The following is a 26,609-nucleotide window of genomic DNA, read 5'->3' as shown; positions in this document are numbered from 1 at the left end:
TAGGTACTGACTGAATGTCCGAAGACGCACAGGCACCCCAGGAATACGGCGCCGATTCCATTAAGGTTCTCAAGGGGTTGGAGGCTGTTCGCAAACGCCCCGGCATGTATATCGGTGATACCGACGATGGCTCGGGTCTGCACCATATGGTGTATGAGGTCGTGGACAACGGAATTGATGAGGCTCTGGCCGGTCACGCCGACCACGTGACCGTTAAAATCCATGCGGATTCCAGTGTCTCGGTCAGCGATAACGGACGCGGAATTCCGGTGGATATTCACCCCGAGGAAGGCGTCTCGGCGGCTGAGGTCATCATGACCCAACTGCACGCGGGCGGTAAGTTCGACAGCAACTCGTACAAAGTGTCGGGTGGTCTGCACGGTGTGGGTGTTTCAGTGGTGAACGCCCTGTCCGATTGGCTGGAGCTGCGCATCTGGCGCGCGGGCAAGGAGCACGTCGCGCGTTTTGAAGGGGGCGAGACAGCCGAGCACCTGAAGGTCGTCGGTGAATGCGGCGAGCGCACCGGGACCGAAGTGCGGTTTCTGGCCTCGACCAATACCTTTTCCAATCTGGAATACTCGTTTGAGACGCTGGAAAAGCGTCTGCGCGAACTGGCCTTCCTGAACTCGGGCGTGCGGATCATCCTGATCGATGAACGCCCCGCGGAACGGCTGGAGACTGAGCTGTTCTATGAGGGTGGCGTCAAGGAATTCGTCAAATACCTCGACCGGTCGAAAACTCCGGCGATGCCCGAACCGATCTATATCAAGGGCGAGCGCGACGAGATTGGCGTTGAAATTGCGATGTGGTGGAATGACAGCTACCACGAGACGGTTCTGCCCTTTACCAACAACATCCCGCAGCGGGATGGCGGCACCCATGTGGCGGGCTTCCGCGGTGCCCTGACCCGGACGATCAACAATTATGCGCAATCCAGCGGGATCGCGAAGAAGGAAAAGGTCAGCTTTACCGGCGATGACGCGCGCGAAGGTCTGACCTGTGTGTTGTCGGTGAAAGTGCCAGACCCGAAATTCTCATCCCAGACCAAAGACAAGCTGGTCAGTTCCGAAGTACGCCCGGCGGTTGAGGGTTTGATGAACGAAAAGCTGGCCGAATGGTTCGAGGAAAACCCCAATGAGGCCAAAGGGATCGTCGGCAAGATCATCGAGGCTGCATTGGCCCGTGAGGCCGCCCGCAAGGCGCGCGAACTGACCCGCCGCAAGACGGCGATGGATGTGAACTATCTGGCCGGGAAGCTGAAAGACTGTTCCGAAAAAGATCCCTCCAAGACCGAAGTCTTCCTAGTCGAGGGGGACTCGGCCGGTGGGTCCGCCCAGACGGGCCGGGACCGGTTGACTCAGGCCGTTCTGCCCTTGCGCGGGAAAATCCTGAACGTCGAACGCGCGCGGTTTGACCGGATGCTGTCGTCTCAGGAAATCGGCAATCTGGTCATGGCGCTGGGCACCGGCATTGGCCGGGATGAGTTCAATATCGAAAAGCTGCGCTACCACAAGATCGTCATCATGACCGATGCCGACGTGGACGGGGCGCATATTCGGACGCTGCTGCTGACCTTCTTCTACCGTCAAATGCCGGAATTGATCGAAGGTGGGTATCTGTATATCGCACAGCCGCCGCTCTATAAGGTTTCCCGTGGTAAATCAGAGGTTTACCTGAAAGATCAAGCCGCGCTGGATGACTACCTGATCAATCAGGGGGTCGAGGGCGCGGTGCTGAAACTCGGCTCAGGCGAGGAAATCATCGGTCAGGATCTGACCCGTGTGGTGGATGAGGCGCGGCAACTGAAACGCGTGTTGGACGCCTTTCCGACGCACTACCCGCGCCATATTCTGGAACAGGCCGCCGTTGCCGGGGCATTCGTACCAGGTGCGGTCGATGCCGACCTGCAGGGCGTTGCCGACAAGGTGGCCGCCCGTCTGGACCTGATCGCGTTGGAATATGAACGCGGCTGGCAGGGCCGGATCACGCAGGACCACGGCATCCGTCTGGCCCGTATCCTGCGCGGCGTCGAAGAGGTCCGCACCCTGGACGGCCCCATGCTGCGCTCGGGCGAGGCGCGCAAGACCGGGAGCTTCACCCAAAGCCTGCAAGAGGTTTACAACACGCCCGCTACGCTGATCCGACGCGATCGCTCTCAGGTCATCCACGGCCCTCTTGATCTGCTGCGCGCCATTCTGGAAGAAGGCGAAAAAGGCCTGTCCTTGCAGCGCTATAAAGGGCTGGGTGAGATGAACCCGGATCAATTGTGGGAAACCACGCTGGACCCGGATGCGCGCACGCTTTTGCAGGTGCGTGTAGACGATATGGTCGAGGCAGATGATCTGTTCACCAAGCTGATGGGAGACGTGGTCGAACCCCGCCGCGAGTTCATCCAGCAAAACGCGTTGAGCGTGGAGAATTTGGATTTCTGAGGGTTTTGTAGGATCGAGCAGAATCGTTCGCGATGACCACAATCGATCACGGTCTGCATGTGGTCAGTTTTGTTTGTAGCGGGTTTCATCACAATCAAATGCCGGTGAAGTCATGCAAAAGGAATGGTGCGCGCTTTTCTCGAAGGTTTCTTGTTTTAATGGACATCAATCTCTGTTGTGAGCGGGAAGTGGACATTCGTTGAAACGACAACGATTACCTGATTGTGGCCGAGGCATATGCGCCTTCAGCGGCGATCGGGTGTTGAACAAAAGAGAACTGTTCAAACCCGTGCCACTACCGAAAACTGCGTATAACTTGGTTTCTCCAAAAGACCACGCGGGATCTAAATCAAGAGTGGTTAGAATAGGATATGCAGATCCAAGTTGAATATTCTGGTGGTCACCGTGATGGCGAAGATCACATAGCCTCCAGCGTATGTGAAAGACCATTTCGGATGTGATCTTCCAACAGCTTCTTGGCGGTGCCGGCGTCTCTGGCCAATGCGGCATCGAACATGCCCTTGTGCTCTTTGACCGCCTCTTCGCCGCGATAGGTCAGCACGAGCATCTGATACCGCAGGTACTTGTCGTAGATGATCGAGTGCAGAGAAAGAAGGTTTTTGGAGTTGCAGGCCGCGATCATCGCCTGGTGAAACTCCCAGTCATAGCGCTTCCAGGTTTCTTTCTCGGACTCGTCGCCTTTGAGAAGCTGCTGCTCCATCAGGTGCAGCTTGTGATGTGCGGCAACGAGGTTGCCTTCCCAGTCTGTGTCGCCATTCGCAATGGACAATTCCAACGCGTGGCATTCCAGCAGAACACGCAGCTCCGCTATCTCGGTCAGATCCTCTTGGGAAACTGGCGTGACGAGGAACCCCCGCTGCTCGGGTGCTTCGACAAATCCGTCGCTGGCGAGCCTGTTCAGGGTTTCACGCAGCGTCGAAAGGCTTGCCGAATAGCGTTCCTTCAAGGCGTCCAGCTTTAGCTTCGAGCCGGGCTGCAGTTCACCGAAGATGATATCTCGCTTGATGCGCTGATAGGTGCTGGCCCCTATCGTAGACGGCTGCTTGACCATGCATTTCACCCGATATTCTTGGTTTCCTCACTCAACTAGCATTTTCGAAGGTTATCAGCAATCCAAACTGATGTATGGTAAAAATAAAAATATCATACATTATTGCGGAATCGTGAAAACCCCAATACGGTCGTGTTCAAATTGGGCGATGCAGCCCGGTCGTTAACACCGGATCCAGAGCTTTTCGGATCCCCCGGAAGGAAGCAAAGTGTCTCAGAACTTTCGCATTGCCATCGTCGGCATTGGACTTGTCGGACGCCGCCACGCAGACGCTATCCGAGCGTTGCGTCACGTGGATCTTGTCGCGATTGTTGATCCCAGCGACCAGGGCCGCACCTATGCCGCCGAACATGGGGTTGTGTGCTACCATACGCTTGAGGAATTGTTTGCCAATCAAACTCCGGACGGTGCTGTGCTGGCGACCCCTACGACACTTCATGTCGAGCAGGGGCTTACCTGTATTCGGTACGGTTGCCCCATACTCGTGGAAAAGCCGATTGCCGTGGAAGCCGCTGCGGCTCTGGAGCTTGTACAAGCTGCAGAGAAGGCAAATGTACCGCTTATGGTCGGGCACCATCGGCGGTACAATCCGCTGATCAAATCGGCCAAAGAAGCCATCTTGGACGGGCAGATCGGCGATGTTCGAGCAATCCATGCCAATTGTTGGTTCTATAAACCAGACGAGTATTTCGACGCCGCGCCCTGGCGAAAGAAACCTGGTGCAGGGCCCATTTCAGTCAATCTTGTCCATGATGTCGATCTTCTGCGGTATCTGGCCGGCGAGGTCGTGACCGTTCAGGCGCAATCGGCTGCGTCGCAACGGGGCTATGACAACGAGGATGTCGCTGGCGCGTTGCTGACGTTTGAAGGTGGGGCGATCGGCACCATCAGCGTGTCCGACAGCATCGTCGCGCCGTGGAGTTGGGAAATGACCTCTCAGGAATATCCAATCTATCCCTCGACCACGGAAAGTAGCTACATGATTGGCGGCTCTCATGGGTCGTTATCGGTTCCTGACCTCCGGCTCTGGAGCTATCGGGACGAGCAAAGAGACTGGTGGACTCCGATCTCGTCCACTGCGCTGAAGAAGGGCGCCTCGGACCCGTTGGTCAATCAACTCAGACATTTTGTTGACGTGGCCCGGCATGAAGCGGATCCAATTGTGTCAGGGTGGGAGGGTTTCAGAACGCTTCAAGTTATTGAAGCTATTCAGAATTCTTGCAGTACAGGCGGAACGATCAGGATCAATAGCATTCAACAGACGACAAGAGAAAAAGTGACTATGGCATAAAATATCAGATATTTTGCAAAAAATCTTGCAAAATGTCCAAAATAGGTCAAAACTTGGAATCGTCAAAAAAAGAAGCATCAGTGATGTCTCAGGGAGGAAAAAAGTGACTTTCAAACTTACACGCCGGGCTGCTGTGTCAGCCCTGGTCGCAACCGGTGTTCTGTTCAGCGCAACAAACGGTGTGCTGGCGCAGGACAAAGTGCAACTGCGCCTCGCGACGTCCGGGTCGGAGACCGATCAGCGTTCTGTCGCCATGGCCGAAGTTTTCGCGCCGATGGTTGCCGATTTTGCTAGCTATGAGCCCAGCTATAACGGCACCATCTTCGCGCAAGGCACCGAGTTGGACGCGATCAGCCGCGGCAACCTGGAGATGTCGATCACCTCGGCGCAGGAACTGGCACAGTTCTTCCCCGAGTTTTCGATCTTTACCGCAGGCTATGTCCACCAGGACGCCGCGCATCAGGTGGCTGTCTTCAATGATCCCTTGATGGATGCCTTCAAGCAAAAGGCCGAAGAAGAACTGGGCGTCAAACTACTGTCGGTCATGTATCTGGGCCGCCGTCAGGTGAACCTGCGCCAGCCCAAGGATGAACTGACGGTGTCGACGCCAGCCGATTTGGAAGGTGTGAACCTGCGGATGCCGGGCACCGATGCCTGGCAGTTCCTGGGCAAAGCTCTGGGTGCAGCACCGACACCGATGGCGTTCTCGGAAGTCTACACGGCCCTGTCGACCGGCGCTGTTGACGGTCAGGACAATCCGCTGCCGACTGTGGTAGATGCCAAGTTCTACGAAGTGACCAACCAGATCGTTCTGACATCGCATCTGGTGGACCTGAACTATATCGCCATCGGCAAAGAGGTCTGGGATGGGCTGACCCCGGAACAGCAGGAAAAGGTTCAGGCCGCAGCGGATGCAGCAGCGGAATCGGGCCGTCAGAAGCAGCTGCAGAAAGAAGAGGACCTTGTCAGCTTCCTGAAAGAACAGGGCATGGAGATCTACGAACCCGATCTCGCAGCATTCCGCGATCAGGTACAGTCCATGTATCTGGACAGCGAATTCGCGGGTTCCTGGCCGGACGGCGTTCTGGATCAGATCAACGCTCTGGGCAACTGAGCCCTGTAGTTCAAGCGAGGGAGGACCACTATGAAAGCCTTTATCAAGGGGTTCTCCCGACTGACCGAAGCGATTGCCGGCGGGATGCTGGCGGCAATCTTCCTGATCTTCCTTCTGCAAATTCTCTTGCGGTATTTCTTTACCCCTGCAGGATGGACGCTTGAACTGATCGGCATCCTCTGGGTCTGGGTGATCTTTTTCAGCTGCGCCTTCATCGTGCGCGAACGGGATCACGTAAAATTCGACATCATCTATCTGTCTGTGCCCCGTCGCGTCCGTCAGGTTTTTGCGATGCTCGCAGCCGCGGCAATCGTGGTGGGCATGCTCTACAGCTTCCTGCCGACATGGGACTACATCGACTGGATGAAAATCCGCAAAACCGCAACCGTGCGCAACCCGTTCTCGGGTGAGAAGGTCCCACTGCGCACGGTGTTTTCGATCTATGCGGTGTTCATGCTGGTCGTCGCTGCGCGCTATGGATGGCTGTTCTTCGACATCCTGCGTAATGGCCCGCCTAAAACCGAGCTGGAACTGGTCGTTGGGTACAACGTGGTTGACGATCATCCCCGCGTCGACGGTGAAGATGACGAGGACGCAGACAAATGAGTTTTGAACTTCTAACCTGTCTGCTGACCCTCTTCCTTCTGGCAGGCATCGGGACACCTATCGGCTATTCCATCCTTCTTGCGTCGCTGGCCTATCTTGGCGTTGCCGGTCTGGATGTTGCTCTGGCGGGTGAAAAGATCCTGCAAGGGTTTTACAAAAGCACGATCCTGCTTGCCGTGCCTTTGTTCATCGTCGCCGCGAATATCATGAACGCAGGCTCGATCACCGACCGGCTGCTGAACTTCTGCGTCGCTGCTGTCGGGCGGTTTAAGGGCGGCCTCGGGCACGTCAACGTTGTGGCGTCGCTGATTTTCTCCGGCATGTCTGGCTCTGCCGTCGCGGACGCGGCGGGGATCGGCAAGATCATCATTGAAATGATGACGAAGGACGGTCGTTACAGCCGAGGCTACGCAGCCGCAATCACGGCGGCGTCGGCGACGATCGGCCCGATCATTCCGCCCTCGATCCCGATGGTTTTGTACGCGCTCGTTTCCAAGGCCTCTATCGGGTCGCTGTTTCTGGCCGGTATTCTGCCGGGCCTGATCATGGGCGTCGTCCTCATGGCGATGAACTATTATCTGGCTGGAAAGCGGAACTTTGCACTGGAAGAACCTGTTCCGCTGCGCGAATTGCCGGCAAAAACCGCCAACGCTTTTCCGGCACTGCTGATGCCCGCAATCCTGCTCTATGGCATATATGGCGGTGTCACCACTCCGACCGAAGCTGCAGCTGTGGCCGCTTTCTATGCCTTGCTGCTGGCAGCATTGTTCTACCGCGCGCTGACCTTCCGTGGCCTTTATCAAGTCTTCGTTGACAGCGCGCGCTCGTCCGCAGCCGTTGGGGTTGTCATTGGTGGCGCGTTCATCCTGAACTTCATCGTCATTCAGGAGCAAATCCCGCAGTCGATCTCGGCACTGCTGGAGGGTTCGGATGTCAGCCCGATTGTTTTCCTGATCCTGGTTAATCTGCTGATCCTCGCGCTGGGATGCGTATTGGACGCAACGACGATCATTCTGGTGATCGTGCCTCTGTTCATTCCAACCTGCGAAGCGCTTGGGATTGATCTGGTGCATTTCGGAGTGCTGGTCGTCGTGAACTCGATGATCGGTCTGATCACGCCGCCCTATGGCATTCTTCTCTTTGTGATCAATGCAGTGACAGACATTCCGCTACGTGAAATCATCTCGGAAATCTGGGCCTTCCTCGCGGTTCTCATCTTCGCTTTGGTGATCATGATGCTGATGCCTGGTCTGGTCCTGTGGTTGCCGCGTATGTTTGGGTACCAAGGGTAATGTGCCTGTCGGTTTCGACAACATCCATTCCCGGTGATCTGGCAGAGAAACTGCATGCCATCGCCGGGGCCGGATTTGACGGGGTCGAGCTGCATGAACCTGATTTGACCGCATTTGATGGGGCGCCATCGCAAATCAGGGACATTGCCTTAGAGCTCGGCCTGCAAATCTGCTTGCTGCAACCGTTCCATAATCTCGAAGGTCAGACCGGGGATGCAAGACACCGTGCCTTTGATCGGCTGAAACGCAAATTCGACCTGATGAGCGAGTTGGGCACGGATCTGCTGCTCATAGGGTCTGCCTTCGAAGCCGATGCTGCCGCGACCGAAAAACAGGTAATCGCAGATCTTGGCGAGGCGACTGAAATCGCCAAACAGAAGGGGATGCGTCTGGCCTATATGGGTTTGCCGTGGTCCGGCCTCATTCATTCGGACGAACAGGCGCTGCGCATTGTCGAGGCCATCGACAGCCCTCATTTCGGATTGGCCTTGAATTCCTTCTTCTCGCTTGCTGACGGATCCAAACCTGCCCGCCTTCGGGACATTCCCGGCGATCGGCTGTTCCATGTGCAACTGTCCGATGCACCCCGGCTTGAGATGGATATACGTCGGCTCAAACGGCATTTCGGGCTTCTGCCGGGGCTTGGGTCGCTGAATCTTGCTGGTTTCGTACGCGTGTTGTCCCGCGCCGGCTACAAGGGGCCATGGTCCATTGCGCGCGTCAACGAAGCAGCTCCTCAACCCGGTGGCCGCACACTGGCCCGAGACAGCTACAGGTCGCTGGTGAACCTTTTGGATGAGGTGGCGCGGACCGAACCGGGAACCGATTTTGGCATCCCGGACCTGCCGGAGCGCGTCTATGCGTCAGGCTTTGAGTTTGTCGAATTCACAGCCGATGAGGTAAGCGGCGCGCAGCTGGCAGATATGCTGTCAGCAATGTGTTTTCGAATGGAGCGAAAACACGTCACCAAGTCCGTCGAGCTGTGGCGGCAGGGCGCGATAAACATCGTTGTGAATACTGAAAAGGAAGGTTTTGCCCATTCGGCATTCCTGGGTCACGGCCCTTCGGTCTGTGACATGGGGTTGCGTGTCAAAGATGCGGATCAGACTGTTCAGCGCGCGACCGCGTTGGGCGCGCCGAATTTTTCACAACCGGTGGGAACAGGGGAACTGGATATCCCGGCCATTCGGGGCGTTGGTGGCAACGTCGTTCATTTCATCGATGAGAAATCCGATCTGCATCGTGTCTGGGACATCGAGTTTGAGCCAGTCGCCAAGACCAAAGCGACCCAGCCTGCCGGCCTGCGCCGCATCGACCATCTGGCCCAGACGATGCGTCACGATGAGATGCAAAGCTGGCTGCTCTATTACATCTCGACGTTCGAGATGGCGAAGTCGCCCATCGTGAACGTGGCCGACCCGTCCGGTGTCGTGCAAAGCCAGGCTATCGAAAGCCCCGAAGGTGAAGTGCGCCTGAACCTGAACGGGGCCGTTGGGCGCCGAACTCTGGCAGCGTCATTCCTTGAAGATGGCTTTGGCGCCGGTGTTCAGCACATCGCTTTCCTGTCGGACGATATTTTTGAAACCTCAGCCCAGTTGCTCAAGTCCGGTTTTCCCAGTTTGACAATCCCGGAGAATTATTACGCTGATCTGCAAGCGACTTTCGGATTGGACGACGAACTGATCGCCCAGCTGCACCGGGGTAACATCCTCTATGATCGGGCAGCGGGTGCCGAGTATTTTCAGATCTACAGCCGCCCCATCTTTAACGGTTTCTTCTTCGAGGTTGTTGAACGCCGCATGGGCTATGCCGGGTATGGCGCGCGTAATGCGCCCATTCGACTCGCCGCGCAAAGCAAAACCCATATGGTGAAAGAGGTGCAAACGCCATGACCGCGCAAATGACAAATGATGAGCGCGCCGTTCGCCAATGGTGGCGTACCTCGATCATCGACATGAAACCCGGACAAATCGCGTTTCGCGGCAACGCCATCGAGGACCTGATCGGGAACGTATCTTTCCCTCAGATGATCTGGCTGATGGTGCGGGGTGATCTGCCCGGCGACGCGCAGGCGCACCTGTTCGAGGCCGCTTTGGTCGCAGGCGTGGACCACGGCCCGCAGGCCCCCTCGATCGCGGCTGCGCGTATGGCCGCCACCTGCGGGGTAGGTCTCAACAATGCGATGGCGACCGCGGTGAACATGCTGGGCGACGTTCATGGTGGGGCAGGAGAGCAGTGTGCGGAGTTGTACTATGATATCGCCGCCCGCATGGATGCGGGGGCGTCGCTGAATGACGCTGTTCGGGATGGCTTGGACAGCTGGCGCGAGACCTACGGCAAGATCGTATCGGGCTTTGGTCACAGGTTTCACAAGCCTGTTGATCCGCGCGCGCCGCGGTTGATGCAAATGGTTCGCAACGCCGCGAGTGATGGCACAGTTTCTAGCCGGTTTGCCGATATCGGAGAAGAGGTTCAAGCCGAACTCGGTCGTCAACGAGGTGGTCGGCCAATTGCCATGAATATCGACGGCGCGACAGCAGTGATCTTCTGCGAACTTGGCTTTCCCTCGCCCTTGTCGCGCGGGCTGTTCTGCCTGTCCCGCTCGGTTGGAATACTTGCACACGCGTGGGAACAGATGGGGCAGGGCGGTCGAAATAAAGGGCCGATGCCCCCGAATTACTTACCCCTCTACGAAGACAGGAATGATGACACGTGAGACATCGAAATCCTTCCGGGTCGGCCTTATTGGCTGTGGTCGTATCAGCGATATCTATCTAAAAACACTATCCAAATTCTCAAACGTCGTGGTCGTGGCCTGCGCCAGCCTCGATCCTTCGGAAAGCCGCGCCAAGGCGGATCAATATGACATCGCCAAGGCCTGCACGCCGGATGAGGTGTTCGCCGATCCGACAATTGACTGCGTTCTGAATCTGACAATTCCGGCGGCGCATGCCGAAATCAGCCTGCGCGCTCTGGAGGCGGGCAAACACGTCTATTCAGAAAAGCCGCTGGTTATGAATCGAACGGATGGCAAGGCGATCCTGCACATGGCCTCTGAAAAAGGTTTACTGGTCGGTTGCGCACCCGACACATTTCTGGGCGGTCGCTGGCAGACCGTTCGGCGCTTGATCGACGAGGGTGCCATTGGCAAACCGACAGGGGTTTTTGCCCATGTCGGGACCCACGGGACGGAGCGCCACCATCCCAACCCGGATTTTTACTACAAGGCGGGTGGTGGGCCATTGCTGGACCTTGGGCCGTACTACCTGACCGCCATGATCTGCTGCCTTGGTCCCGTTGACCGGGTCGCCGGAATGGCTCGGCGCACGTTCGACAAAAGGATGATCGAAAACGGCCCTCGCAACGGTGAATGGATAGATGTCGAGGTCGACACGCACTCCCTAAGCCTACTTCAGTTCTCATCCGGAGCTATAGGGTCGATGACCATGAGCTTCGACGTCTGGGACAGCGAAACTCCGCGGTTCGAGATCTACGGTGAAAACGGCACCATCAGCATTCCTGATCCTGATCCGGTCCATGGTGCCAATATCTTTCAAGGGGATGTCTGGCTGAAAACGCGGGAGACTTCGCGCTGGTCTCATCAACCTCGTCCGACCGGTCGTGGGGACTGGCAGGTGGTCGAAAACAATCATGGGTTTAACGAAGACAGCCGTGGCCTCGGCCTATTGGACCTAGCTCTGGCAGCACAAGAAGGACGCCAACCGCGCGCGAGTGGAGCGCTTGCCTACCATGTGTTTGAGGTCATGGACGCGATTGAACGGGCGCCGAAATTTGGTGCTTACCAGACAATAGAAAGCCGTTGCGCGGCTCCAGAGCGTTTGCCGGTCGATTTCCTGAACGATGAGAGGAAGGAGTTGGCGCATGCCGATTGAGACACTCGACTTTGCTCAGCCATTCTTTCGCGTCCAGCATATCACTGATGAAGACAGAATAGCTGTCGAGGGCCGCGCAATTGTTCTGAACCTTGGGGAGCGGGGCCTTTCGGTCGAGGATCAGGCCGTTGCACCGCTTTCGTCTGTTATCGTGCAAGGCAGCACGCTTAACAGCGTGGAACGCGCAGTCATTGTCCACGGTTTCGACGCCCATGGAGATGACAGCGCGCTATTCGCGCGGGTGAAAGATACGTGGCCGTCGGCCTTCGATGTTCGTCAGGAGGAGCGTCTGCGCGGTGTCAGCCACTACATGTCGCCGAAGGTCTTCGTGGGTAACGTTGGACTGACCATGTACCATTCCGGTTCGGTCCCTTTGAATGTCGGATTGCACAAGGATCATCCGTTTTGCCCGGTGCCGGGATTTCGCGAAGTGCATACGCAAATCGTAGGCTTTGGCAAAATGCAGCAATGCCGCGAACGGGACGTTGAAACCCTTTACCTCGAAGAATTCATGGCTCCAGGCATGACGCACAAGCCGATGTATGACGCCGAGGGCAACTATCCCTGGCATCAATACGAGACGATTACCCCCAGCATTTTCCTGGCGGTTGAAATCCTGCCCGAGGGCGCACGGGTCCCGGAAACGGAGGTTCAAAATGGCTGAGAGACTTTTGCCCGAAAATCTGAACTTTTACGGACCCTTCCCCCGCCTGTCTCGCCGTTTGCGGCTGGGCGTTGTTGGTGGTGGACGGATCTCGGTCACGCAAGCAACGGCCGCGCGAATGACCGACCGGTGGGAGGTCGCCGCAGGCGCGCTCAGTTCTGACGCCGAGCGAAGCAAGGCGCGTGGGGCCGAGTGGTACTTGCCGTCAGAAAGGTGCTATGCGTCATTCGACGAGATGGCACAGGCCGAGGCGGCGCGTGAGGATGGGGTGGATGCGGTGATGATCACCACCCCGAACCACGTTCATTTCGAAGCGGCCAAAGCGTTTCTGGAGGCGGGCATTGACGTGCTGTGCGACAAGCCCCTGACCAACGAGGTCGCTGAAGCCGAGGGGCTTAAAGAGATCGCTGCGCGCACGGGGCAGGTCTTTGCTGTCGGCTATGCGATGTCGTGTTTTCCGGTTATCCGGCAGGCTAAGCAGATTGTGGCGGAAGGCGGCATCGGTAAAATCAACCAGATCCATGTCGAGTTCTTGCAAGACTGGATGACGCCCGAAGATGTGGCCGATGCGCCCCACGTCAAATGGCGGCTGGACCCAAAGATTTCAGGTCCGACCAGTTGTGTCGGCGATATCGGCACCCATGCCGCGCATCTTGCCAGTTTTGTCTCGGGCCTGCCCTTGACTGACTTGAGGGCCGAGTTCCATGTTTGCGGCGCGCCAAAGCCTTTGGAAGACACAGCATTCATGTTCACCCGCTATCAAAACGAGGTTCCGGGAACCCTGATGGCGACACGCCTTGCCCCCGGAAATCGAGGCGGTTTGCGCCTGCGGATGTTCGGGAGCGAAGGGGGTCTCGAGTGGGATTTGGAGAATTCGGAGCAGCTGAAGTTCAATCGTTTTGGTGAGCCGGATCGTATCATCAGCCGAGGTCACGGGCATGGCATTGGCCCCGGCGCGGAACGTCTGATCCGTACCGCGCGCGGCTTCCCCGAGGGGATTATCGAAGCCTGGGCCAATCTCTATACGGAATTTGCCATGGCCGTAGCCGCGCGCCGGGATGGCGCTGCTGTTCCGGCGGATTGGCTTGCCTACCCCAGTGTCGAACAAGGCGCAGACGGTGTTCGATTCATTGATGCCTCTGTGCGCTCTCACCAATCCGGAGGTGACTGGGTCACGATCTAAAACTCTGCCAACACAAAGGTAAATTACGCCCGGGCCATTGCTCGGGCGTTTCCAATTCCTGCCTCGCATTAAAAGTTGATATTTTTAAAAATATCAGATATTTTTTACTACGTGTGATGAATTTTAGATTCGCAGACACATGGAGCTGTCGTTTATGGTGAAACCCGAAGAGGCTGGCGCAAGCCCCTCTCTCTATTCCTTGGCGCATCTGACGCTGATTGGCTGTACGCCGCCCGAGCTGGTCTATATCGCCGCGCGAGCCGGGTACGATGCGGTCAGCCCCCGGTTCATTCCGATGCATGTGCCCGGTGAATTCACTCAATCCCCGATCGACAAGGCACAAGTGCAAGCCACCAAAACTGCTCTCACTACCACCGGTCTGAAGGTTCTGGATATCGAGATTGCGCGCATCACCGAAGATGTCGACCCGCGCAGTTTTGAGCGATCGTTGGAGATCGGCGGAGAACTGGGCGCCAAACGCATGATCATGAGCGCGTGGACCAACACTCGCGATGATCGTGACTTTTTGATCGACGTTTATTCCGAGACTTGCGAACTGGCCGCACCCTTCGGGCTGACGGTGGACCTGGAGTTCCCGAGTTTCTCCCGCCTGCGCACTCTGGATGAGGCGCTTGATATCGTGCGTGCCTCTGATCAACCGAATGGCGGTATTCTGGTCGATACGCTTTATCTGCACCTCAGCCGCGTTGATCTCGGAGAGCTTCTGCACGTCCCCTCTGACCTGTTTCACTTCCTGCATATCTCGGATTGCCTGCCCGGCATCGCCGATACGCGCGAGGGCATGATCCAGCTGGCCCGCGATGCAAGGCTCTATCCTGGCGAAGGTTGGATCGATTTCACCGGCATCATCGAACGGATGCCACCCGTCGACTATTCCATCGAACTGCCCAACCAAAGCCGCGTTGCCGAGTTGGGATATGAAGAACACGCGCGTCGCTGTCTCAGCCACGCCAAACGAACATTCGGCAAGGCGCGATCACAGCGCCGCATGCCCGAAGCAGCCATTCCAAAACACCAAGAGGATTATCATGGGCAAAGAGCTCACTGAAAACGACCGGCACCTTGCGGCCGATATGCTGGCACGCGCCCGCGCTGCCATGGCCGAGATCGAGGATTGGGATCAGGACAGGCTGGACCGCCTGTCTCAGGCCATTGCATGGTATGCTGGGAACGAGAAAACCTTCACCCGGCTGGCCCAGCAAGGCGTGGACGAAAGCGGTATCGGAGATCGCGAAGGGCGCCCCGCGAAGCGCTTCAAGATTCACATGGTGCTGCGAGATGTCCTGCGCACGCCATCGACCGGGATCGTCGAGGTGGATGAGGAAAAGGGCTTGGTGAAATACGCCAAACCTGCTGGCGTGATCGCATCCCTGATTCCTATGACCAACCCGGCAATGACACCGCCGGTGACCGGCGTGTCCGCCGCGAACGCCCGGAATGCGGTGATCTTCAGCCCGCATCCACGCACCGCTCACACGACTTATGAAATGGTCGAGGTCATGCGCGCAGCGTGCCGCGCCGCAGGTGCCCCCGAGGATCTGTTTCAATCCATTCGCAAACCTTCGATTCCATTGACGCAACATCTGATGGAAATCTGCGACCTGACTTTGGCAACGGGCGGCAAGCCGATGGTCAAAGCGGCCTACAGTTCTGGGCGCCCGGCCTATGGCGTCGGCGCAGGTAACTCGTCCATCGTCATCGATGAAACCGCCGACTTGGACATCGCCGCGCAGAACACTCGCATTTCGAAGACGTCCGACTTTGGCTCGGGTTGTTCTGCCGACGGCAACATCATCATCCAGCGCTCAGTTTACGACGATATGGTCAAGGCGCTTCAAGCCGAAGGCGGCTACCTGTGTTCGGATGAAGAGAAGGCCATGCTCGAAGCGGCCATGTGGGATGAAAAGGGAAACCGTACGTTTCCGACCATCGCCTGCCCACCTCAGCAAACGGCCAAGGTCGCCGGATTTAGCATCCCAGAAGATCGAAAGTTCCTGATGGTTGAAAATCAGGGGCAAATCGGCCCGCAGCACAAGTTCTCCAAGGAAAAACTGACCACGCTGATGGCGCTTTATCACTTCGACACGTTCGATGACGCGCTGGAAACGGTCAGCCAGATTTACAACACCGGGGGCAAGGGTCATTCCTGCGGGATCTACAGCCACAATGACGATCACATCGACCGGTTGGCGCGTCTGGCTCCGGTCAGCCGCATGATGGTTCGGCAGCCTCAGTCCAAGGCCAATGCGGGTGCCTGGACCAATGGCATGCCTATGACCAGCAGCCTGGGTTGCGGCATCTGGGGCGGCAACATCACCAATGAAAACGTCACCATGAAACACATGATGAACTACACCTGGGTCAGCCGTCCGACCCCCGAGGATCGCCCCTCGGAACCGGACCTGTTCGGTGAGTTCTACGGACAGGAGGTCGCGTGATGGACGGAGCGAAACTGGACGGTAAAACCGTCGCCGAACATATCGTTGATTTCCTGGAACGTCGTGAGGTCAAACATGTATTTGGCCTGTGCGGTCACACGAACATCGCGGTTCTGGCTGCTTTAGCGGAAAGCCCCATCGATTTTGTCACCGTGCGGCACGAACAAATCGCCAGCCATGCGGCGGACGCTTATGCCCGCGTGACGGGCAAGGCCTCGGTGGTCTTATCACACCTCTCCCCAGGTTTGACAAATTGCGCCACCGGGGTCGCCAACGCGGCGCTGGACTGTATCCCGATGGTGGTGATCGCGGGCGATATTCCTACGCATTACTACGGTAAACACCCGCATCAGGAGGTGAACCTGCACGCAGACGCCGCCCAGTGGGAGATCTATCGCCCCTTCGTCAAACGTGCATGGCGCGTAGATCGGGCGGACCTGATGGCCGAAATCTTGGAAAAGGCGTTTCATCTCGCTGAAAGCGGCCAGTCCGGACCGGTACTGGTCAATGTCCCCATGGACATCTTTTCAGAGGTGATCCCCTCGGACAGTTTCGACCGTATCCGAGAAAACACGCGCGCGCTCAAGAAGCCGTCGATTGACGACGAGACAGCGCGAGAGATTGTCGAAGCACTGGCTAAGGCCGAAAACCCGGTTGCTTATGTCGGCGGCGGTATCCTGCTGGCGCAAGCCAGTGAGGAATTGCGTGCATTCGTTGAACATATGGGACTGCCCGTCGCGCATTCCCTCATGGGCAAGGGCGCGCTGCGGGACGACCATCCACTTGTGCTGGGAATGACCGGCTTTTGGGGCACCGAGCTGGTCAACCAGTCCTGCCTGAATGCGGACTACATCTTTGCCGTGGGCACCCGGTTCAAAGAGGCCGATTGCTCCAGCTGGTATCCCGGCTATACGTTCAACATTCCCGGTTCAAAGGTCATTCATATCGACATCGAACCGCAGGAAATCGGTCGGAATTATCCCACCGAGATCGGTGTCGTTGCGGACGCCAGGGCCGCATTGCGCGTCCTCAACCGGGTCGCCCGCGAGATGTATCCGGACGGCTTCAAGCGCCCCGCGCTGGAACAGAAGATCGCCGACTTCCGATCGGACTTCAAAGCGCGCAACATGGTCATGGCGACCTCGTCGGCCTTTCCGATGATGCCCGAGCGTATTCTGGCAGATACCCGCAAAGCACTGCCCGAGGATGCCATCATCACCACGGACGTTGGGTGGAACAAGAACGGCGTCGGGCAACAGTTCGATATCCTGACGCCCGGTTCAATCCTGACCCCGGGCGGGTTCGCGACGATGGGCTTTGGCCCTCCGGGCGCGATCGGCGCAAAACTGGCAGCACCTGATTGTGTGGTGATAAGTCTGGTCGGCGATGGTGGCTTCGGTCAAAACCCGTCGATGCTGGCGACGGCGGTCGAGCTTGATCTGGGCATCATCTGGCTGGTGATGAACAACAACGCTTTTGGCACCATCGCCGGTCTTCAAAAAGCGCATTATGGTCTGACCTATGGAACCACCTTCCCCGGATCAGCCGCCGCACCCGCAAATGGGCCCGGCTATGCCGAAATAGCACGAGCCTATGGCGCGGAAGGGCACAGACTCAGCGCAGCCGACGAGCTGTTGCCCGCACTGGAAGCGGCAATCGCCAGTGGCAAGCCAACCGTGCTCGATGTGCCGATGATCAACAACCCGACACCAACGACCGGGCATTGGAACATCTTGGACATTTACTCTCCGGACAAGGATGTTTCACACGTCGCAACCTAAACAATCTGCGCGAGGTACACTCTGCAAAGGAAGTGCTTCGCGCGGACCTGGCCTGTTACCATGCTCGTGAAAATGACTTAAGAAATGTCAGTCTGCTTAGCCAGCCGTGTGTTGGGTGATGATTGGACTTAACATCCCTGCAAGTGCATAAAAAATATCTTAAAGTTACCTTTTCTTGTTCGACCCGTTCAGGTGTCAAATTAGATAACTAGGTACGTTTGTGAGTCTCGCAAAACGACTTTGTTTTCTCCCTTGGGAGGTCACGAACGAGACTAGGTCGTGAATTGTTTTGTGCGTTCGGCGCGAACGTGTTCGCGGTGTCCTAAAGGGTTTCCATAAACACCTGATCTCCGGTACCTGCGGCCTGATCATTGGGGCGCAGGTGTTTTTTGTATCGGCTTGCGTTTTAACTACCTTTCTTTGCCGCTGGCGCTAGGCTTTGTGGGCGGGTGCCCGTAGCGTTAGTAGAAAGAGGACGGAAAGACGTAGTGATTGCCGCCGTAAAGCAAGCTCCTATGCGCCTCTTCGGTCTGGTTTGGCTGATGCTGTTCGTGCTTGCGTCTGGTGCGCAGGCAGAGCGCGCGTCCCCGCCGATCATGCTGACCGATGAGATCGTTCAACGCATTCAGGCGGCCCGAAAGACAGATGCCCGAACGGCGGCGATCTACAAAGTGCTTCTGGATGACGCGGAAACGTATCTGAAGCAACCTACCATTGTCGAAGTCACTCGGGCGCAAAGCGCTGATGGGACAAAGCCTTTTCAGGGGTTCAACCAGAAACCGGTCGAACATCTGACGACTCTGGGCCTGGCATGGCGTTTGACCGGCGACAAGCAGTTTGCCGAAAGGTTGCGGACAGAGCTTGTTGAGCTTTCCAAACTGGAAACATGGTATCCCGAACAATTTCTGGATCTCAGCAGGGTCGCTTTGGCCGTCGCGCTTGGTTACAACTGGATCGGCGAAAGGCTGAGCGATAATGATCATTCGCTGATCCGCAGCGCGCTTGTGAACAATGCGCTGAACGAGGCCGCCAAGATCTACGATCTGGATCAGGGCTATTTCGACAAGGGCTGGGTTGTACCCCAGCGTTGGATCAATCCGACTCAGATCCCAAGCGATTTGCCTGATGGAACGGGACTGGCCGACATCACCTGGCCCGTCGCATCCTTCAACTGGAACATCATCTGCAACAGCGGGATGATTGCCGCCGCTCTTGCGGTATCCGAAGCCGAGCCCGACTTGTCCAAGCGGATTATCCATGACGCCCAGATCTCTCTTCGGAACGGTTTTTCCGTTTTTTCCCCCGGTGGGGCCTGGCCAGAGGGGCCGATGTACGGTGCCCTTGCGGCGCGCGATGCAGCCGGAACCATGAGCGCGCTGAACTCGGCGCTGGGGCATGATTTCGAGCTGTCCAATTCCGATGGTCTTGAGGGATTCGGCGATTATCTGGTGCACGTGACAGGGCCGACGGGTTTGTTGTTCAACTACGGCGACAGTGACACAAGCACCGATCTGGTCGCGCTCAACTGGTTTGCATCACACTTTAAGCGGCCTGAATACATGCGGTTTCTGTCTGATGCCCCGCCGTCGTCCCATCCCGCCCTTGCGTTGATCTGGGATCAACAGACCCGGGAACAGGGTGAACGAAGCCTGCCAAGATCGGCATGGTTCGGTGGTCTGGGTCTTGTGACGATGCGCTCGGAATGGTGGGACCCGGACGCCGTTTACGTTGGGTTCAAAGCCGGTCCGTTGCGCAGTCATCACAACAATCTGGATGCCGGGACCTTTGTGCTGGATGCAAAGGGCGTGCGCTGGGCGGTGGATCTTGGGGTCGGGAACTATGACCTACCAGGATATTTTCTGGAGAAGCGGTTTGACTATTATCGCACGGCAACGATCGGTCAGAACACGCTGACCTTCGGGACAGGGAACCAGCAAACGATCGGACGTGCACAGATCGAGGAATTCGCGCAGTTCCCCGAGCTTTATTTCGCAATCGCCGATCTTTCCAACCCCTATGCAAAGCCAATCGGAACGATCAAACGCGGGATCGCCTTGATCGAAGGGGACAGGGTTCTGATCCAGGATGAAATCTTCGGCCAGACCGAACCGATTGCATGGACGATGCACACTGAGGCAAAGATTGATCTGGACGGGCAAAACGCTGTTTTGCGTCAGAGCGGGCAGGAGCTGCATGCGCGTATCCTGTCACCGCCCGGGGCGACGTTTTCCACCCGTTCGGCGGACCCTTGTGACACGCCATTTAATGCAGATTGCAAGAGCCAGAACCCCAACACCGGTATAACCCGTCTGATGATTGAAAGACCTGCTCAAGGGTCAGACGCAGCGCAGACCATCGCTGTGATTTTTGAAACGAAAGAGGGCGCAGACACACCCAAAGTCATTCCGTTAAGCGAATGGCGGCTCAGCGCGACACTCTCGCGTCGTGAAAATCTTCAATAAGGTGCAACTCCCCAGGGGTCGCTAGACCTTGTGAGCACACCGCTTTTTGAGGATGCGGTTCGTGACGACAGAGCTGGTGCCTCCAAGCAAAACCGGACAACCTCGTATGTGGTTCACGCCCAACGGGTAAAGGCAGGGTCATAGGGTGACGGGTCGATCACTCGGGCCTCGACAAGGTCACCGCACAGGTCCAATTGCATGACGGCACCAGGGGCGCTCAGACCCGGATCGACAAACGCGTAGGCCAGGTTCATACCCACGCGGTGGCCCCATTCGCCGGAGGTGACGGTGCCAACCACATTGCCGTCGTGCATCAATGATGCACCCGCATGGGCGGGGGCGTGTGATGTCATGATCTGCAGGGTTACCAGCTTCTTACGCTGTGTCGACGCCTGACGTTCCAGCAAGGCCTCGCGTCCGACGAAATTGTCCTTGTCGAGCTTCACAAATCGATCCAGCCCGGTCTCGAATGGATCAAACTCGGTGATCAGGTCGGATTTCCAGTGCAGATAGCCTTTCTCCAACCGCATCGATTCAACTGCGCGGCTGCCGAACAGCTTGAGGTCATAGGCCTCACCCGCTTTGCGCAACGCAAGATACGCCGCATAAAGCGCGGCGTTGGGCACGTGGATTTCATAGGCCAACTCGCCCGAGAAACTGACGCCAAGCACGGTGGCCGGGGCGTGTCCGATGAAACACTCGCGCGCGCTGAGCCAGGGGAACGCGTCAGCAGACCAGTCGCCGCGCGCACAGGCGGACAGCACATCCCGGGATTTGGGTCCGGCAAGAACCAGAATGGTCTGGTCATTGGTCAGGCTGCGAATTTGCACGTCCTCACCTGGCCGGATATGCGCGCGCAACCAGTCCATGTCATGGTATTCACTGGCCGCGGCCGAGCCATACCAGACCCGATCCGGCCCGCGATCTGACGCGGGCAGGTTGGTGACCGTGGCCTCGCATTTCACCATGCCCTGATGGTTCAGCAGATACCCCAAGCCAACGCGTTGGGCCTTACGTGGCACCCGCCCGCAGATCATCCGATCAAGAAAGTTGTGCCGGTCCGCGCCCGTGATTTCTAGCCGATTGAAACCGTTGACCTCGCATAACCCCACATTGGTTTGCACGTTTGCGACCTCGGCGGCAACGATGTCAAAGGCCTCGTCGAAATTGAAACTCAGGGACGGATGAAAATCCGGATCGGGTCTGATGTAGTTGACCCTCTCCCACCCATTGACCACCGTGAACTCGGCGCCTTCGGCGGCCATGACGGGCGTCAAAGGCGTTGTCTTGGCCAGGCGACCGGCAGGGCGGTGTTCATGAGGAAAGTGGAACCGGAACTCGTTCTGATAATCCTCGATGGCTTTGAGCGCCGTCAGCTCCACATTGGCGTGGCCGGTAAAGCGTCTTGGGTCCAGACACCAGGTGTCATACTGCGCCTCGCCATTAACGATCTGTTGCGCTAGCAGCCAGCCGTGACCGCCGCCTTCGCCAAGCCCCGCGCGCAGGCCGATGATGCAAAAGGCATTCTGTTTCCCGGGGATTGGCCCGACCAGCGGCGCGCCATCAATCGTATAGGTGATCGGGCCGTTGACGATGGACCTGATGCCCGTCTCGCGCAGCGCCGGCATACGTTCAAACGCGCCTTCCAGCACGTCCATGACGCGTTCAAGATCGTCCGGGCAGAGCGCGTTCACAAAGTTCGGGTCGATCCCGTCCATGCCCCATGTCTTGCAGTCCTGTTCATAGAACCCGACCAGAAGCCCGTTCTTTTCCTGCCGGCAATAATAATCCGAGATCGGGCAGCGCAGCAGAGGCATACGATGACCGGCCTGCGCAATTCCGGGGATGTCTTCGGTCAGGAAATACTGATGCTCCATCGAGGCGACCGGGTGATGCACACCCATCATCGCGCCAACCTCGTTCACCCGATAGCCGCAGGCATTCACCACTATATCGCAGTCGATATCCCCCGCTGTAGTGTGCACCGTCCAGGTGTCGTCCTTGTGTTGCGTCAGGGCCGTCACCGGCGTGTTGCGATAGACCTCGGCCCCCGCTTTGCGCGCATGATAGGCCAGCGCCTGGCACAGTTGTGCGGGATCGATGTCGCCATCCAGCGGGTCCCATAAGCCACCCAGCAGGTTTGTTGTTGAAATCAACGGGTGCCGCTTCGCGCATTCTTCTGCATCGATCACTTCGAAATGCACATTCATACCGCGCGCCATGGAAGCAAAGTGGCGATAACCCTGCATTTGCTGCTCGGTATTGGCCAACCGGATACCGCCATCCCCGTGGTGATAGTTGATCGGATAATCCGGGTTTTCAGCCAGGTCTTTATACAGCCGGATCGAATGCGATTTCAGCCCCACCATCGTCTGGTTCATACCAAAATTCGTCACCTGCGCGGCAGAGTGCCATGTGGTTCCGCTGGTCAGCTCGTTCCGCTCGACCAGCACCACGTCTGACCAGCCCTCTTGCGTCAGGTGATAGAGCGTAGAACATCCGGCAATTCCACCGCCGATGACAACAACTTTGGTTCGTGATTTCATGACGATGGCCTCCAACGCAATACGTGCTGATTTGCGAGCGGGAATGTCTGGCGGGCAAGCTTACCGGCGTTAATCAAATAAAATCACGACTAATATACGACTTTATCATATTTACTGCGTCGAGTTTGCGGACCCCCGATGTGTGTCGTTGAATCCGGCAGGTGCTCCAAATGCGGGGATGTGCAATGACGGAAGGACAGGGCAAGCGCGGCGGACGGCGGGCGCGTCTGGCGCAGCGCGCGGCGCCGCCAACGCAAAACCCTTGCCCGCCCGGTCAGATCGGAGGCAGCTATAAGCCGCTCAGCGAAAGCGACCTTTCGCAGATTTTCGACAACGCGCTTAATCTGCTTGAACACCTTGGCCTCGGCGAAGTGCCGGATCGGCTGCATCGCGATTTGCTGGCTGCTGGGGCAAAAGACAACGGGGCAGGGCGCGTCGTGTTCCCGCCGTCTTTGGTGCGCGACGCGATTGATCAGGCGGCCAAAACCTTTGTGCTGCACGGTCGTGACGAAAGCCGTTCGATCCATGTGGGTGGCAACAAAGTGTATTTCGGCACCGGTGGGGCGGCGGTTCAGACCCTGGATCCCGAGACTGCTTTATACAGGCCGTCGACACTGGCGGACCTGCACGATTTCACGCACCTGCAGGACAAGCTGACCAATATCAGCTGGTTCACGCGCTGTTGCGTGGCCACGGATGTGGCGGACAGTTTCGATCTGGATGTGAACACGGTTTTCGCACTGATCCACAACACGACAAAACCCGTGGCGACCTCATTCACACTGGCCGAGCATGTGGCCCCGATTGTCGAGATGCTGGATATTGTGGCTGGCGGGGATGGAGCCTTTTCTCGCAGGCCGTTTCTGAAGGCCCATATCAGTCCCATCATCTCTCCGATGCGGTTTGGTGAGGATGCGGTGGATGTGGTTTACGAATGCATTCGGCACAACATTCCCATGTCCTGCATCACCGCGGCTCAGGCTGGTGCAACCGCGCCCGCAACACTTGCCGGGTTTCTGGCGCAATCGATGGCGGAAACGCTGGCCAGCCTGTTGATGGTGCACGCCATTCAACCCGGCTTTCCCATGGTGTTCTCCAACTGGCCGTTGGTGATCGACCTGCGCACCGGAGCGTTTGCCGGGGGCAGCGGTGAAACCGCCGTTCTGAACGCGGCCTCGGCGCAATTGTCAAACTGGCTTGGCTTGCCGTCGGGCGTGGCCTGCTCGATGACCGATGCCAAACCGATCGACGCGCAATATGGCGCGGAAAAGGGCCTGACATCGCTGGCTGCCGCCTTGGCCGGCGGCAACCTGATCTATGAAAGCTCTGGCATGACCGCATCCCTGCTGGGGGCCAGTTTCGAGGGGTTCGTTCTGGACGATGAAATGCACGCCAACACCTATCGCGCGTTGCGTGGGATCGAGGTGAGCGATGAAAACCTAGGCTATCAGGCGATTTGCGATGCGGTTCTGGGCGAGGGGCACTTTTTGGGCGGCCAGCAGACCTATGAGGCGATGGAGCGTGATTACTTCTATCCGTCCCTGGCCGACCGCGACGACCCGCGAAGCTGGGCCGAAAACGGAGGTCAAACCGCCTGGGATCGCGCCCGCGCCCGGGTGCGCGACATCCTTGATGCGCCCAGCCCTGGTTACCTGACCCCTGATCAGGACAGGGAAATCCGCGCCAGGTTCAACATTCTCTATCCCTGAGCCTTTATTCGATCAGCGTAAAACTGTCCGCCAGCCAGGGGGCCGTCTCGCAGATGGATGTGATGGCAGTCTTTCGGATCAACCCGCGGATCTTGTTATCCACCAGATCCAGCACTGATCGCGAGCAATCGGGTGTCGAGACAATCGCCAGCGTTCGGGCGAACCCTTTTCCGGGAAAGGGATGCATCCGCAATTTGCTTTGAAACCGCCGTGCCCGTGCGAACAGGATCGGAGTTGTGATTGTCCACCCAGCGCCCGCTGCGACCATGGCCATCAGCGTTTGGTTGTTTGAGCATTCGAAATTATGCGGGGCCGAAATACCCATCCGGCGCAGTTGGGATTCGATCTGACGTGCAATGATCAGATTGGCCGAGAACCGCAGGAACGGCAATTTGGTTTGACTGTTCAGCACCTCGGCCAACGACTGCTCGCTCAGGCGTGGCAGGACGATTACAAACGGGTCGCGCAGCAAAGGCCGGTCCTGCAGGTCGCGCATCCTGTCCTCCGGAGTCGTGGTGATCCCCAAATCCAGATGGCGATCCCGCAGCATCTCGATGATCGCGTGGCTTGAATCGGTCTGATACATGAAGTCACACGCGGGCATATGTCTGGACAGAAAAACCGCTAACTCGGGGATGATGTCGCTGTCGAAATCCTCGATCGTTCCGATCCGCAGATAACTGGCCTGCGCGATATTTCCGGCCGAGGCCTCGGCCTTGGCCTTGCGAATGGCATAGAGCGCCTCGTCGATATTGCGCAGAAACACATGACCTTTGGGGGTCAGGACCATGGGTTTGCGGGCATGGTTGAACAGCTCGACGCCCAGATGGTCTTCCAGGTTGCGCAAATGGTGCGAAACGGTGCTGATGGTCAGCCCCGTCTCTTTCGCGGCGGCCTGCAGCGATCCTTTCTGGGCGCAGATCTGAAACAGTTCCAGCCATTTCAGGCTGAGGTCTTTTGGGGTCGATTGGCGCGACATGAGGGGCGATGCGATGTTTGGGTGATATGATATCTCAAATCGTTAAAGACTATTTATCATGATCTCAAACACATTGAGCACTGTACCCCAAGACGTTGGAGCAGATTGAGCGGTCAGATCCTCTATTCCAGCTTGCTCAAGTGTTAAGGAAATTTAACTTGACCTAAGGTCAACTGTTCATGGGCCGTCCCCACCTGATGCTCACCAGATAGGAGTGAGCAAAATGAAGATGACCGCCGTTTTTAGCCTTGTGGCCCTGAACCTTGGAATTCTAAGCGGCCCGGCCCTTGCCAATTGCCATTTCGGTATCGATCCGACGACGGGAATGGAGACGATAATCTGTGAAGGGGAAGGCGGCTATTCCAGCTGGGGCACAATGATCGCCCAGGCGTGAAGCCCCGCTGGCCTGTTTTTGCCTGCGAAACCGCGTGTTTGCGTGGGAAATCAGATGGATCGCCGTGTAATCAATCCTTGCCGATCTCAATCATTATCGACGGAGTCTGCCCGCGTGTTGCGGGTGGCTCGCGCGTTTTCGTGGCTTTGATGCAACGAGCGCCGAAAGAAAAAATGATGCTTTTCAATTGGTTATCATGCGGTAACTTCGCGCACACAAAATATTTGACCTGATGTGAACTGCTTAACTTTGGCAACGACGCCGATGTGCCACTATCTTTAACGTGTTGTAAGTTAATGATTCAGGTAACCAAATGTATCTAGCAAGGTTCGAAGGGCACAGTCGCGCAGTCGATGAGATCCGAATGGAGGACTACGCCAGGGAACACCCCTTGTTGTCCAACGCAGCGGTGCATGCTCAGTGGAAGCGGGGCTCCTGGCAGGTTTCGCGCATTGGCGAGATTTGGAAGCGGACCGGCAAGATATTTTCGGTGCCGTATGAAGGCACAAACGCATATCCTGCCTTTCAGTTTGGTGCGGATGGAACGCCGCTGGCGTTGGTGGAGCAAGTCTTGCGGGTGCTGCCCACGGGTGCGAACCCGTGGCAACAGGCGTTCTGGATGACCTCACCCAACCTTTATCTGGACGGCACAAGCCCGGCGGATTGCATTCAGGCGGGCGATGACCGGGTGGTTTTGGCCGCAAGCCACGCGGTCTTTACCGTGCAATAATG

At 57.3% G+C, this 26,609-nt stretch carries 20 protein-coding genes; 17 read left to right on the top strand and 3 right to left on the bottom strand.

Annotated features, from left to right (window positions below; all coding sequences use genetic code 11):
* Positions 1-14 precede the first annotated feature (14 nt).
* Positions 15-2,432, top strand: coding sequence for a DNA topoisomerase (ATP-hydrolyzing) subunit B (gyrB, locus tag ACR0AG_RS11435; RefSeq protein ID WP_480838896.1), 2,418 nt, complete (start codon positions 15-17; stop codon positions 2,430-2,432).
* Between the two features lie 418 nt (positions 2,433-2,850).
* Here gyrB and ACR0AG_RS11430 read toward each other — a convergent pair whose 3' ends face one another.
* Entirely contained in the window at positions 2,851-3,504 is a 654-nt protein-coding gene (locus ACR0AG_RS11430; RefSeq protein WP_480838894.1) for a GntR family transcriptional regulator, read from the bottom strand.
* A gap of 208 nt (positions 3,505-3,712) precedes the next feature.
* Here ACR0AG_RS11430 and ACR0AG_RS11425 point away from each other — a divergent pair, with 208 nt between their 5' ends.
* From ACR0AG_RS11425 to ACR0AG_RS11365, 13 genes are all read left to right on the top strand, one after another.
* On the top strand, positions 3,713-4,795 hold the full coding sequence (locus ACR0AG_RS11425) for a Gfo/Idh/MocA family protein (RefSeq protein WP_480838892.1): 1,083 nt from the start codon (positions 3,713-3,715) through the stop codon (positions 4,793-4,795).
* Between the two features lie 103 nt (positions 4,796-4,898).
* A complete protein-coding gene (gene dctP / locus ACR0AG_RS11420; RefSeq protein ID WP_480838890.1) occupies positions 4,899-5,909 on the top strand; it encodes a TRAP transporter substrate-binding protein DctP in 1,011 nt (336 codons plus the stop codon).
* A 30-nt stretch (positions 5,910-5,939) separates the two neighbouring features.
* Entirely contained in the window at positions 5,940-6,515 is a 576-nt protein-coding gene (locus tag ACR0AG_RS11415; protein WP_480838888.1) for a TRAP transporter small permease, read from the top strand.
* Positions 6,512-7,807, top strand: coding sequence for a TRAP transporter large permease (locus tag ACR0AG_RS11410; RefSeq protein WP_480838886.1), 1,296 nt, complete (start codon positions 6,512-6,514; stop codon positions 7,805-7,807). The genes ACR0AG_RS11415 and ACR0AG_RS11410 overlap by 4 nt, the downstream gene beginning before the upstream one ends.
* Complete coding sequence (locus ACR0AG_RS11405) at positions 7,807-9,699, top strand: bifunctional sugar phosphate isomerase/epimerase/4-hydroxyphenylpyruvate dioxygenase family protein (RefSeq protein ID WP_480838884.1); 1,893 nt, start codon at positions 7,807-7,809, stop codon at positions 9,697-9,699. Before ACR0AG_RS11410 ends, ACR0AG_RS11405 begins: the two co-directional genes overlap by 1 nt.
* Positions 9,696-10,523, top strand: coding sequence for a citryl-CoA lyase (locus tag ACR0AG_RS11400; RefSeq protein ID WP_480838882.1), 828 nt, complete (start codon positions 9,696-9,698; stop codon positions 10,521-10,523). Before ACR0AG_RS11405 ends, ACR0AG_RS11400 begins: the two co-directional genes overlap by 4 nt.
* A complete protein-coding gene (locus ACR0AG_RS11395) occupies positions 10,513-11,700 on the top strand; it encodes a Gfo/Idh/MocA family protein (protein WP_480838880.1) in 1,188 nt (395 codons plus the stop codon). The genes ACR0AG_RS11400 and ACR0AG_RS11395 overlap by 11 nt, the downstream gene beginning before the upstream one ends.
* The gene (locus ACR0AG_RS11390; RefSeq protein ID WP_480838877.1) at positions 11,690-12,364 is read left to right on the top strand and encodes a hypothetical protein; all 675 of its coding nucleotides are present in this window, start codon (positions 11,690-11,692) and stop codon (positions 12,362-12,364) included. The genes ACR0AG_RS11395 and ACR0AG_RS11390 overlap by 11 nt, the downstream gene beginning before the upstream one ends.
* Complete coding sequence (locus tag ACR0AG_RS11385) at positions 12,357-13,547, top strand: Gfo/Idh/MocA family protein (RefSeq protein ID WP_480838875.1); 1,191 nt, start codon at positions 12,357-12,359, stop codon at positions 13,545-13,547. The genes ACR0AG_RS11390 and ACR0AG_RS11385 overlap by 8 nt, the downstream gene beginning before the upstream one ends.
* A 139-nt stretch (positions 13,548-13,686) precedes the next feature.
* The gene (locus ACR0AG_RS11380) at positions 13,687-14,616 is read left to right on the top strand and encodes a sugar phosphate isomerase/epimerase family protein (RefSeq protein WP_480838873.1); all 930 of its coding nucleotides are present in this window, start codon (positions 13,687-13,689) and stop codon (positions 14,614-14,616) included.
* Positions 14,597-16,006, top strand: coding sequence for an aldehyde dehydrogenase family protein (locus ACR0AG_RS11375; RefSeq protein WP_480838871.1), 1,410 nt, complete (start codon positions 14,597-14,599; stop codon positions 16,004-16,006). Before ACR0AG_RS11380 ends, ACR0AG_RS11375 begins: the two co-directional genes overlap by 20 nt.
* Positions 16,006-17,787 carry a thiamine pyrophosphate-binding protein gene (locus ACR0AG_RS11370; protein WP_480838869.1) on the top strand — a complete coding sequence of 594 codons (1,782 nt, stop codon included), beginning with the start codon at positions 16,006-16,008 and terminating at the stop codon, positions 17,785-17,787. Before ACR0AG_RS11375 ends, ACR0AG_RS11370 begins: the two co-directional genes overlap by 1 nt.
* A 515-nt stretch (positions 17,788-18,302) precedes the next feature.
* The gene (locus ACR0AG_RS11365) at positions 18,303-20,249 is read left to right on the top strand and encodes a heparinase II/III domain-containing protein (protein WP_480838867.1); all 1,947 of its coding nucleotides are present in this window, start codon (positions 18,303-18,305) and stop codon (positions 20,247-20,249) included.
* Positions 20,250-20,362: 113 nt separating this feature from the next.
* On the opposite strand, the gene ACR0AG_RS11360 is transcribed toward ACR0AG_RS11365, so the two are convergent.
* Positions 20,363-22,795 carry a GcvT family protein gene (locus tag ACR0AG_RS11360; RefSeq protein ID WP_480838865.1) on the bottom strand — a complete coding sequence of 811 codons (2,433 nt, stop codon included), beginning with the start codon at positions 22,793-22,795 and terminating at the stop codon, positions 20,363-20,365.
* A gap of 185 nt (positions 22,796-22,980) precedes the next feature.
* Between ACR0AG_RS11360 and ACR0AG_RS11355 the strand changes: the two genes are divergently transcribed.
* On the top strand, positions 22,981-24,504 hold the full coding sequence (locus tag ACR0AG_RS11355) for a trimethylamine methyltransferase family protein (RefSeq protein ID WP_480838863.1): 1,524 nt from the start codon (positions 22,981-22,983) through the stop codon (positions 24,502-24,504).
* Between the two features lie 4 nt (positions 24,505-24,508).
* Here ACR0AG_RS11355 and ACR0AG_RS11350 read toward each other — a convergent pair whose 3' ends face one another.
* Entirely contained in the window at positions 24,509-25,483 is a 975-nt protein-coding gene (locus ACR0AG_RS11350) for a LysR family transcriptional regulator (protein ID WP_480838861.1), read from the bottom strand.
* Between the two features lie 223 nt (positions 25,484-25,706).
* Here ACR0AG_RS11350 and ACR0AG_RS11345 point away from each other — a divergent pair, with 223 nt between their 5' ends.
* Both ACR0AG_RS11345 and ACR0AG_RS11340 read left to right on the top strand, forming a co-directional pair.
* Entirely contained in the window at positions 25,707-25,877 is a 171-nt protein-coding gene (locus tag ACR0AG_RS11345) for a hypothetical protein (protein ID WP_480838859.1), read from the top strand.
* Between the two features lie 364 nt (positions 25,878-26,241).
* Positions 26,242-26,607, top strand: a complete 366-nt coding sequence (locus tag ACR0AG_RS11340) for a hypothetical protein (protein ID WP_480838857.1) — start codon at positions 26,242-26,244, stop codon at positions 26,605-26,607.
* Positions 26,608-26,609: the final 2 nt, after the last annotated feature.

Source organism: Ruegeria sp. H6 (assembly GCF_056532975.1).
This window is presented reverse-complemented; position numbering and strand designations above follow the sequence as displayed.